The sequence below is a fragment of the Romboutsia sp. 1001285H_161024_C4 genome, from assembly GCF_015550185.1.
In the GTDB taxonomy this organism is placed as follows: domain Bacteria; phylum Bacillota; class Clostridia; order Peptostreptococcales; family Peptostreptococcaceae; genus Romboutsia_C; species Romboutsia_C hominis.
On sequence record NZ_JADNAJ010000003.1, the window covers coordinates 225,252 to 237,285 of the forward strand.

General features: G+C 28.0%; 9 protein-coding genes, 1 pseudogene and 1 riboswitch. Of the genes and pseudogenes, 2 read left to right on the forward strand and 8 right to left on the reverse strand.

Translation table 11 applies throughout. From position 1 onward, the window contains the following. Positions 1 to 44 precede the first annotated feature (44 nt). Entirely contained in the window at positions 45 to 1,376 is a 1,332-nt protein-coding gene (locus tag I1959_RS07720) for a hemolysin family protein (RefSeq protein WP_166505462.1), read from the forward strand. Between the two features lie 66 nt (positions 1,377 to 1,442). Here the strand turns inward: I1959_RS07720 and I1959_RS07725 are convergent, their stop codons facing one another. The 5 genes from I1959_RS07725 to I1959_RS07745 form a co-directional block, all read right to left on the reverse strand. Next, positions 1,443 to 1,979 (reverse strand): hypothetical protein, encoded by a 537-nt coding sequence (locus I1959_RS07725; protein ID WP_195237775.1) that lies wholly within the window; start codon positions 1,977 to 1,979, stop codon positions 1,443 to 1,445. Positions 1,980 to 2,137: 158 nt separating this feature from the next. Next, positions 2,138 to 2,893, reverse strand: coding sequence for an ABC transporter ATP-binding protein (locus I1959_RS07730; RefSeq protein WP_092925738.1), 756 nt, complete (start codon positions 2,891 to 2,893; stop codon positions 2,138 to 2,140). A 1-nt stretch (position 2,894) separates the two neighbouring features. After that, positions 2,895 to 3,923, reverse strand: coding sequence for a FecCD family ABC transporter permease (locus tag I1959_RS07735; protein WP_092925736.1), 1,029 nt, complete (start codon positions 3,921 to 3,923; stop codon positions 2,895 to 2,897). Continuing rightward, entirely contained in the window at positions 3,907 to 4,818 is a 912-nt protein-coding gene (locus I1959_RS07740; protein ID WP_092925734.1) for an ABC transporter substrate-binding protein, read from the reverse strand. The genes I1959_RS07735 and I1959_RS07740 overlap by 17 nt, the downstream gene beginning before the upstream one ends. A 533-nt stretch (positions 4,819 to 5,351) precedes the next feature. After that, positions 5,352 to 5,526: riboswitch (cobalamin riboswitch) on the reverse strand. A 96-nt stretch (positions 5,527 to 5,622) separates the two neighbouring features. Beyond that, entirely contained in the window at positions 5,623 to 7,044 is a 1,422-nt protein-coding gene (locus tag I1959_RS07745; protein WP_330405617.1) for an aldehyde dehydrogenase, read from the reverse strand. 24 nt (positions 7,045 to 7,068) lie between these two features. Between I1959_RS07745 and I1959_RS07750 the strand changes: the two genes are divergently transcribed. Then, complete coding sequence (locus I1959_RS07750) at positions 7,069 to 7,743, forward strand: lysoplasmalogenase (protein WP_166505463.1); 675 nt, start codon at positions 7,069 to 7,071, stop codon at positions 7,741 to 7,743. Positions 7,744 to 7,792: 49 nt separating this feature from the next. On the opposite strand, the pseudogene I1959_RS07755 reads toward I1959_RS07750, so the two are convergent. The 3 genes and pseudogenes from I1959_RS07755 to I1959_RS07765 form a co-directional block, all read right to left on the reverse strand. Beyond that, positions 7,793 to 8,985, reverse strand: a pseudogene (locus I1959_RS07755) (MFS transporter). Between the two features lie 237 nt (positions 8,986 to 9,222). Beyond that, entirely contained in the window at positions 9,223 to 10,746 is a 1,524-nt protein-coding gene (locus I1959_RS07760; protein WP_166505464.1) for an FAD-dependent oxidoreductase, read from the reverse strand. A 176-nt stretch (positions 10,747 to 10,922) separates the two neighbouring features. Next, entirely contained in the window at positions 10,923 to 12,032 is a 1,110-nt protein-coding gene (locus I1959_RS07765) for a collagen-like protein (protein WP_207733556.1), read from the reverse strand. Between the last annotated feature and the right edge of the window lie 2 nt (positions 12,033 to 12,034).

A 12,034-nucleotide genomic window follows, 5' to 3' on the forward strand; every position in this document is an offset into this window, starting at 1 on the left:
TAATTAAAATAATGTATTAAATTTAAAATGTTTAGGAGGAAAAAATGAGTAATTTAGATTCAGACCCCGGGAACTTGATCCCACAATTAGTTTTAATAGTAATACTTACAAGTATTAATGCATTCTTTGCTTCAGCAGAAATGGCTATAGTTTCTGTTAACAAATCAAAAATCAAATCTTTAAGCGATGAAGGTAATAAAAAAGCAATCTTACTTCAAAGGCTTATAGCAGAACCTAGTAACTTCTTATCTACTATACAAATTGGTATAACACTAGCTGGTTTTTTCTCAAGTGCATCTGCTGCTACTGGGTTATCTAGCTATTTAGAGACAGTATTAATTCCATTAAACCTTCCATATACTAGTGAAATATCTATGATAAGTATAACTTTATTATTATCATACTTTACACTAGTTTTTGGTGAATTAGTACCTAAGAGAATAGCTCTTAAAAAAGCTGAAAGTATAGCACTATTTTCTGTAAAGCCAGTTTATCTTATATCTATAATCGCTAAACCCTTTATAAAAATACTTTCTATGTCCACTTCTCTAGTTTTAAAGTTAACTAAAAATAATGACGTTGATATAGAAGAAAAAATATCTGAAGAAGAATTAAGGTCACTTATAATACAATCTCAAGAAGATGGCTGTATAGAATATGATGAAAAGCAAATGATATATAAAGTATTTGACTTTAATGATAAGTTGGCTAAAGAAATAATGACTCCAAGAAGTGATACTTTTTTAATAGATATAGATGATGATATAAATACTATATTAGATGAAATATGTGATCTTAATTATTCAAGGATACCAGTTTTCAAAGATGATATAGATAATATAGTAGGTGTATTGTATATTAAAGATCTATTTAATGAAGCCAGAAAAGTAGGATTTGAAAATGTTAAATTAGAAAACCTTCTTCATGAACCTTATTTTGTTCCAGAAATTAAAAGAACTAATGAACTATTTAAGGTTTTAAAAGAAAAAAAAATACATCTTTCTTTATTATTTGATGAGTATGGAGGCTTTAGTGGAATAGTTACATTAGAAGACTTAATAGAAGAAATTGTCGGTGATATAGAAGATGAATATGATTTAGAAGAAAAACCTATAAAAAAAATTGATGATAATAATTATATAGTCAAAGGTTCTCTATCTATAAATGATTTTAATGAAGAATTTGAACTTGATTTAGATGAAGGAGATTATGATACTTTAAATGGTTATTTAATAACTAATTTAGATGAAATTCCTGATGAAAATACAGAGCTTTTAATAAATGATATTAAGTTTACTATTCTAAAAGTTGAAAATAGAAGAATTCAAGATATTAAAATTCATTTTGATAATATATTTCATGAGGTTGATAATTAAAATTTCTATATAAAAGTGAGCTATCTTTATATAAAGATAGCTCATTTTATGTTATAAAATATGATTTTAAAATCCGTAGTTTTCATTTATATAGTTAAGCATTTGATCACCTAATGTCACATAATAGTATATAGTGTATAAATAATCAGAAAAAACTAATTTGCTTGATTCTGGATCATCTTTTAAAAGTCCATCTATCAATATTAATTGATCTCGTAAAAGTGCTTGATATACAGATGATAGTATTTGCAGTTGATCTGCAACAAATATATCTGGCTGAGAATCTTTATATATACTTTTATGTCTTTCTAGATTATTAGATACCCCTTGTAATTGATTCATATATGATGTTATTTGTGGTTTTAGTATCCCACTTTTTTCCTTTATACTTTGAGTATTTATATCTATAGTTCTCATATTGTCTCTTATCATTTTGATTTCTCTAAATATATTAGCAAGAGCTTCCTTGTCTTGCAGGTCTTGTACTACTACAGGCACTGTGCTTATTTTATTTTCAATAGCATATATTTTGTTTGTAAAAATACCTAAACAAAGTAGTATACTAGCTATAGTTAATATTACTTTAGTGGGCTTATTTTTCATTAAAATTCTCCTTTTACTAAGTTGTTGTATATTTATATTATCTACAGTACAACTATTATTATTCTTTGTATAATTAAAAATACATTGCTATTTTATATAATTTTTTTAATCAAATCATTTATAAAAATAAAAAAAACTATAGTTATCACTATAGTTTTTTATTTCCATTTTTCTAATACTTCTATCATAAATTTAGCTACATCTATCTTATATATTTCTTTTAAATTGTCTCCTTTAAATACATCTCTTGACTTTCCATATGCTACTATTTCTCCATTGTTAACTAAACATACATCATCACTAAAAAAATGTACTAAATTTAAGTCATGAAGTACTCCAATTACTATTTTATTTTTTTCTTTAGCCCAAGTAGATAGATGCTTTAGTAACTCTATTTGATACTTTAAATCTAAGTGGTTAGTTGGTTCATCAAGAAGTATTACATCTGGATCCTGAGCAAATGTTCTAGCTAAAAATACCCTTTGAAGCTGACCTCCTGATAATTCAGTAATAGGCTTATCTTTAATGTCTAATAATCCTACTTTATCTATTGAATCTAATATTAACTCTTTATCTTTTTTATTTAAAGAGTTAAATATACCACTAGAGTGTGCATATCTTCCAAGTGAAACTGTTTCATATATACTATATGGAAAGTATATTTGACTTATTTGGCTCATAAGGGCTATTTTAGTAGCTAATTGTTTTCTACTTAAAGTATTTACTTCATCATTGTCTATTTTTATGCTGCCTCTATAATCTATAATATTTGCAATGGACTTTAGTAATGTACTTTTACCACATCCATTTGGACCTACTATACATAAATTTTTACCCTTTTCTACTTTAAAACTTACATTTTTTATTATATCTACATTATCATAACTACAAAAAAGATTTTTAACTTCTAACATATTATGACCTCTTACCTTTACTAAAATATACATAAGCAAAAAATGGCGCACCAATTATAGCCGTCACAGCACCTACTGGTAGTTCTGCTGGTGTTACTACAGTTCTTGCTATTAAGTCTGTTATTACCATTAAGCTCCCACCAAATACAAATGACATTGGTATTACGTAAGAGTGCTTAGAACCAAATATACGTCTAACTATATGAGGTGCTATCAAGTCTACAAATCCTATAGTCCCACTTAATGCTACCGCACTTCCTGTAAGTATTGCTGAAAATATAAATAGTCTTTTTTTCACTTTAGTAGTATTTACTCCGACAGCTTTAGCTTGTTCTTCACCAAAAGTTAATATATCCATTTCTTTTGTATATATTAAAATACCAACTATACCTATTACACAAAATGGTATTATAGCTTTAACTGCTGAGAATCCTTTCATAGCAAAACTTCCCATTTGCCATAGACTTATACTTTTTAAATCTTCACTAAATAACGCCGTTATAGTTGTTAAAAGCGCATTTACAAATAAAGAAAATACCATACCCGCAAGTATTATGGTGTTATTTGACATTGTTTTATCTATTTTAGAGGAAAATACTATAACTCCATATACTGTAAAAAGCCCAAATAAAAAACCTATTAAAGGTAGAGTTAAATTTCCTAAAAAAGGTATGTTTACCCCAAGTATTATAACTAGACCTGCACCTAGTGATGCACCTGATGATACTCCTAGGGTATATGGAGATGCTAGTTCATTTTTTAAAATAGATTGGACTACTGATCCACTTACAGCAAGTGAACCACCAACTAAAAATGCTAGTAATACTCTTGGTACTCTAAGGGCCCATATTATAGATACATCTTTAGGATTTATATTATCTCCTAGTGATAGATTAAATAATTTGTAAAAAAGTATCTGTGCAGTGTCTATTATATTAATATTGGAACTTCCAATAGAAGTTCCAATACAAAATATTATAAATACTATTGGGATAGAAAGTAATGCCCACTTTCTAGTTGTTGTATACATTTGGATATATTGCCTTTGCCATCTCATTTAGGGCTTTTATTATATGTTGAGATGGACGAGATGATGAATTTGTATCTATTTGATAAACTTGATTATTTTTTACTGCATTTATATTTTCCCAACCTTCACGACCTTTTATTTCATCAGTTGGATTTTCTATGTAATTAACATTAGTTAATATAACATCTGGATTTTTATCTATTATAGTTTCTGCACTTGGTGATATCCAAGCATTTTCATCTTTAAGTATATTTTCAGCTCCTATTAATTCTATCATTTCATTTAAGAATGTCGAGTTACCAAAGCTATAAAGATTTGGAGCTGGTCCTATTTCAAAATAAACTTTTTTCTTATTTTTTATATCTTTACCTTTTTTAGCTATATCCTCAATTTGAGATTTCGTATTTTCTACTATTTTCTTGCCTTTTTCCTTAGTGTTAGTTACTTCAGATATAAAAGTTATATCGTCATATATCCCTTGTATACTATTACTACTTGGTATGTAAGCTACACTTATTCCAGATTCTTCAACTATCTTAAATGGATCTTCAGTTGAACCAGTTTTATTATGCCCTGATGCTACTATTATGTCAGGCTCTAATCCTATTATTTTTTCTGCATCTGGCTTGGAAAAATCTATTAATTCTACATTATCTGGTATACCAGCGACATCTGCTGAATACTTATCTACTGCTACTAGCTTATCAGCAAGTCCAAGTTCTACTAATACTTCAGTATTAGATGGTGCTGTTGATATTATTCTATCTATTTTATTTGGTACTTTAATCTCTCTGCCTTCTCTGTCTTTTATAACCACTTCTTTACTTGAACATCCAACTACTGTAAGCATTACCAAGGTTACAGCCATTATTATACTTAATACTTTCTTTTTCATATTTTACTCCTTATTTTTAAATTTTCCTTATAAGTTTTTTATTCTATGTCGTTGTCTTTATTTAATTCAACATAGAAGCATCCTGAAGGGGTATTTACAAATTTAAATTTTAACTCATCTACTTCATTGTTTTGTCTTTCATGTCTATGCATTAATCTAATTAATTTTTAGTTATTATTAAATGACATATCCTTGAACTTACTCCTCCTTTCTTTTAAATATTTATAGTTTTATAGATACAAATTATCATTTTACTAAGGATTATGTAATCTTTAATCTTAGTTTATCATTATATTGTGTCAAAATGTGTCATTTTAATGTCAAATGAAGTACATTTATACTTTATTATTTTTAAACATATCTTATTATTTAAGTTATATAAAGATAAGAATATTTTGATTTAACACTTATTTCTATATTTAACTGCAGTGTTATTAGCTGAAATGATATTTATATAAATTAAATACAAAAAGCACACTCTTAGAGTATGCTAAATTATTCAAATTAATTATATACCCTACCCTCAGAAGGCAATAGATTAAAAAGTACTGGCAGGTATCCCGGCTCAACTTCTTCCTACTTTCTTGCCTTCCCGAATTATCAGTGGCTTTTTAAGATTTCGTCAGTTTTACGGTTACTGGGGTAGCTTAGAATTTTCATCTAATTCCCTATTAAGTCTACTTGACACCAAGCACTTTATATTTATTAAATTTTATACATTCAAGTATTATATACTTTAATTTAATTATATCAAAACCTTTATTTATAATCTACTTTAAATATTTTATCTATAAATTAATATATTTATTTTAATATCTTTTTAAGTAATTTTAATTTGCCCTTATAAGGTGCATATCTAACTGGTATATCTATTAAATTTGACTTTTTAAGTATACTCTTTTTATGTGTAAAAGTATCAAAGCTTTTCTTACCATGATAAGATCCCATTCCACTAGTTCCTCTACCTCCAAATGGAAGATTTGAAGTGGCTAGATGGATTATAGTATCATTTATACACCCTCCTCCAAAAGCTATATTATTTGTTATGTATTTTTCAATATCTTTATTTTTAGTAAATAAATATAGTGCTAGTGGATTTGGATGTTTTTTTACTATTTCTATTATATCTTTATAATCTTTATAAGTTATTATAGGAAGTAGTGGTCCAAATATTTCTTCATCCATTATAGGATAAGTATGGTCTATATTATCTATAATGGTCGGTGCTATTTTTAATTTAGATTTATCTATATTTCCACCTATAATTACATCTGTGTTTTTCATAAGATTATTTAATCTATCAAAGTGTGTTTTATTTATTATTTTAGGATAGTCCACACTTTCAATAGGATTATTTCCATAAAACTTTATTATATATTTTTTCATATTATCTATTAAATCTTTTTTAATATCTTTGTGCACTATAATATAATCAGGTGCTACACAGGTTTGACCCGCATTTAAAAATTTCCCCCATACTATTCTTTTAGCACTTAGGTCTACATTTGCTGACTTTTCTACTATACAAGGGCTTTTACCTCCTAGTTCAAGGGTTACTGGTGTTAAATATTTAGATGCTTTATTCATTACTATCTTTCCTACATTTACACTACCTGTAAAGAATATATAATCAAATCTTTCTTCTAATATCTGTTGATTAACTCCTATTCCACCTTCTATTACGTTTATATATCCTCTTTCAAAGTACTTATTTATAATATCAACTATTACCTTAGAAGTATGAACTGAAAACTCCGATGGCTTAAGTATTGAGCAATTTCCACCAGCTATAGCACCTATAAGCGGAGATATAGTTAATTGGAAGGGATAATTCCAAGGCGCCATTATAAGTACTACTCCATAAGGTTCACTTACTATATAACTTTTAGCAGGAAATTGAGTTATAGGAGTTGATACTTTCTTATTTTTGCTCCAACTTTTTAAATGTTTTATAGCGTAGTTTATCTCCTCTAATACTATACCAATTTCTGTTTCATATCCTTCAAAATGTGATTTTCCTAAATCTTTATAAAGTGCATTAAGTATAGCCTCTTCATTTTCTACTATAGCTTTTTTAAGAGTTTTTAATTTATCTAATCTAAAGTTTATATCTTTAGTCTTATTGCTTTCAAAGTATAACCTTTGATTATTTAATATATCTTTTATCAATCTCTCATCTCTTTTCTGTGAATTTACATATATTGTATTATTATAATTATATATTATTTATTGTATATTGAGGAGGTTGTTATGGTCTATTTATTATTTTTTTTTATGACTTTATCTTTAATAAGCCTTATTTATTTTACATATAAACCTTTTAAAAATTTAAGGCCTATTTTAAAAACTGTAACTAGCTTATTATTTATAGGAATATGTATAAATGGATATAGTTCTAGTAATAATTTTACTTATTTTATACTTATACTTATGGGGCTTATATTTTCACTATTTGGAGATATATTTCTTATATTTGAGAATGGAAGTAAAAACTCTATGGGTAATGCTTTTATTCATGGTCTTTTAAGCTTTAGTATAACTCATATATTCTTTTCCTTATGTTTTGTATCTATTACTTCTTTAACTGTTTATGATATTTTATTTACTGCTATACTTTCCATAGGTTCTTTATCTATACTAAAGTCTATTAAAAACTTTGATTTTAAAGGAGTATTTAGATATATAGCCTTTTATGCTGTACTTATTAGCTTTATGTTTATAAAATCAATATCTTTATATTTAGTAGGATTTAATAATTTTGGAGTATTTTTAGTTATAATTGGAGCATTATTATTTATAGTTTCTGATTTAATATTGTCTTTTGTATATTTTTATAGAGATTGTCCAAAATTTATGGCAGGTCTTAATCTTTTAGTTTATTACATTGCACAATGTTGTATAGCATTAAGTGTTTCATACATGTAAAAATACCCCTATGTCTTAAGTTTTGACGTATGGGTTATTTTATTAAATTTTATATTTTAGCTTTTTTATATAATAGTAAATAAATAATTGAAACTATCATTGAAACTAATAATAGACTTAAAAATAACCAAGACTTATTAAAATTATATACATGTGCAGATAACATTGGCCCAAGTGCATATCCAAAAGATTCAGATGCTCCAACTATACCAAATACGCTACCCTTTATTTTAGGATTTTCCCCAAACTCTGATAAAAGACTTTGAAGTGAAGCATTTAAAAAAGTTGCTCCAAGAAAATATACTATTATTATAGTGGTAAATATAGATATGCTTCTTGTAAAGGATAATCCAAGTAAGGTTATATTAATAACACAAAAAAATAAAAATAATTGTCTTTTATTTCCTATCTTATCACTTACCCACCATGCAATAGGTGCTCCTAACCCAAATTCAAATAAGTATATTGATATAATTGATGAAGTGTACGATGTAGTAGCTCCCAGCACTTCCTGTCCATAAAAATGGAATAAAGCAACTACACATCCATATATATAGTCTCCTAAAAATGCAATAGCGCATAACATAATTATTTTATATTTTAAACTATATCTTTTAATTTCTTCTTTTATAGCTTTCTTTTTGCTACTACACTTAGAATGATCCAATTTGCCTTTTTCTATCTTAAATATTACATATATAAGTGTAAGCAATATCCCTCCTGAAGATAAATAAAATACAATATCATAACTACCAGTATTTGATAAAATGTATCCAGCAATAGCAGCACCTATTCCTCCACCGAATGTAAAAACTGCTGCTGCTAATCCTGTACTTTCTCCTCTTCTAGTTACTTCTACGGATCTTGATAATATAGAATAAGTAGCAGGTGCTAACATACCAAGTACTGCTCCTTGTATTATGTATAAGCTTTCTGCTATTATATGCTTATTTGTTATGGTATAACAAAATGGAACAAAGGTCATTAGTATCAAAGCAAATACTAAAGTTTTTTATCTCCTATATAATCAGATACTCTCCCAAATAGAATCTGTGCTAGTGTTTTGCTTACTCCATATAAAGACATTATAGTACCAATCATAACTGTAGTTATTCCAATTGAATCAAGGAAAAGTGGTATTATAGGAATCATAAAGCTATAACTTATTCCAAATATAAATCTATAAGTACAAAATTGTCTAAGTTCTAGCTTTTGAAAGAGAACATTGTTTTTTATACTCATATCTACCTCCTAAGTATGAGCAGATTGTTTTTGTAAAGTTTCTGTCCACTTTAGTATATTCAAGTAATCTTAATATTATTATTTAACATTCAAAGCATATACGTTTTATTTAATTAATAATATACAACTGTAAGATATAAAATGAGGAGCAATCATTTTGATAGCTCCTCGTTTTATATAAATTTAAAATTCGTAAATTTTAAGCTATATTCTGTCTTTAAATATATTATATATACCTTAATTCAAGTTTATATGAATATGATTTTTTCCTTCTCCGTATCTTTTTAAAGGTTTTACAGTAGGTCCTTCTAATACATTTCCTTTATAATCATATCTAGAAGCATGGCATGGGCAGTCCCAAGTTTTTTCTGCTGAATTAAATCTAAGTTCGCAACCTAGATGAGTACAAGTTATATCAACTATATAAAGTTCATCATTAAGATGTCTATAAGCCCCATATCTTTTTCCATCAATAGTTACAATCTGCCCTTCTCCTTTTTCTATATATAATTCTTCTTTTCCTATATTAAATTTCCCTTTTATATACTCTATTGTCATATTTAAATTTTCTTTATAAAAATCTGTTGTTAAATAGCTACTTTTTCTAGATGGATTAAATAGATTTTCATATATAGATTCTTTTTTAGCTATAAGATCACTTATTATTATTGCTGATAAAGTTCCATTACTCATTCCCCACTTAGAAAATCCTGTAGCTACATATACATTGTCTTGTTTTTTGTTTATATAACCTATATAAGGTAGGTAGTCATAACTCATATAATCTTGAGCTGACCATTGATATTTAAATTCTTTAATTTTAAATTTATCTTTTGCATAATTTTTTAGTTTTTCATACATTTCTTCTTCATTTTTACACTGACCAACTTTATGATCTCCACCACCAAATATTAATAGTTTTCTGTTACCTTCATTATAAGTTCTAAATGTTATCCCTTGTTCCTCAACTCCTAAAAACATTCCTGGGATTATGTCTTTTTCTAGTTTGCCAGCTATTAAATAAGACCTTCCTCCCTTTTCTTTTGCAAAGTAAAGGTTTTTACCATCATACCAAGGCATATGTGATGCTATTACAACTATATCTGCAAAAATTTTATTATTTTTGTTGGTTCTTAATTCACAAACTTCTCCTTTATTAAAGTCAACTATAGGTGTATTTTCATAAACTTTAACCCCTAAGTTTATACATTCTTTTAGTAATCCATCTATATACTTTTTAGGATTAAATTGACATTGATTTTTAAAACTAATAGCTCCCTTCACATCTACTGGTAAATCTAAACTTTTATGGTACTCGCAATCAATCCCTATTTTTTTACAAATCTCATATTCCTCTTTTAATTCTTCTAAGTAATTTTCATTTTGTGCAAGTATATATGAGTCTTCTCTTTTTAAATTACAGTCTATATTGTGTTCTTTTGTTATTTTTTCAATTAAATTAAGTGCCTGATTATTACCTTCATAGTATAATTTAGCATCTTCTATTCCGTACTTTTGGTTTAGCTTTGAATATATTATTCCATGTTGTGAAGTTATCTTTCCAGTATTTCTCCCAGAACCTCCATAACCTATTTTATTAGCATCAACAATAGTAGATTTTAAACCATTTTTAGCTAATAAATAAGCTGTTGTAACTCCTACTATTCCTCCACCAACTATTAAAATATTTGTTTTTATATTTTTTTCTAAGTTACCTAACTCACTATGCTTAGAGCTTAAAATCCAATAAGATTCATTCATTTCATTTCTCCTTAATTTAATTTGTCCATGATATAGTATATTTCCCATTAAAATACATAATTATTATAAATATTGAGCTTAAATATACAAATAAACCATTATAAATACATAAACAAAAAGCTATCTTAATTTGTAAGATAGCTTTTTGTTATTTTTAATTAATCTTATTTATAAAGTTAATTAATTCTTATTATTTGCATATTAACTGAATTTGGTATTGTTTTTATATTTCTGTTAGAAAAATTATATAAGTCAAGCTCCTCTTCACAATTTCCAGTAGTATATATAGCTCCATTACTAATTGAATTTTTAATACCTTCTTCACAGTATGCTAGTGACCCTTTGATTAAAGCTTCATTTACTCTAAGTCCAACTATATAAGTATTATACGAATTTCCTGTTACTGTATACTTAATATAATATGTGGCATTTGGAGATAAAACTACAGTCATGCCATCATTTTTAACACTTATATCTGTACCATTTATAAAACTAGAATTAAATACAAATCTTGATGTTGGGCTAATACTTACTGATTCTGACTGAACTAGATAAGCATTATTTTGAACTGTTGAATTTCCTTTTTCTCCTCTTGGTCCCTGTGGTCCAATCTTACCTTGAAGCCCTTGTTCTCCTTTTTCTCCTCTTGGCCCTTGTGGCCCTGTTTTACCTTCAAGTCCTGGTTCTCCCTTTTCTCCTCTTGGCCCTTGTGGCCCTATCTTACCTTGAAGCCCTTGTTCTCCTCTTGGCCCCTGTGGTCCTACCTTCCCTTCAGGTCCTTGCTCCCCTTTTTCTCCTCTTGGTCCCTGTGGTCCTATCTTACCTTCAGGTCCTTGCTCTCCTTTCTCTCCTCTTGGTCCCTGTGGCCCTATCTTACCTTGAAGCCCTTGTTCTCCTTTTGGTCCCTGTGGTCCTACCTTCCCTTCAGGTCCTTGCTCCCCTTTTTCTCCTCTTGGTCCCTGTGGTCCTATCTTACCTTCAGGTCCTTGCTCCCCTTTTTCTCCTCTTGGTCCCTGTGGTCCTATCTTACCTTCAGGTCCTTGCTCTCCTTTCTCTCCTCTTGGTCCCTGTGGTCCTACCTTCCCTTCAGGTCCTTGCTCTCCTTTCTCTCCTCTTGGTCCCTGTGGTCCTATCTTACCTTGAGGACCTTGTTCTCCTTTCGCTCCCCTTCCTACTGTTTCTCTTTTATATTTATCATACGTACGCTCTATAACTTTGGAGTTATCGCATTCTATATCATTTTTAGATGATTTTGATTTTGAAGCATATCTTTTATATTTATCCAACA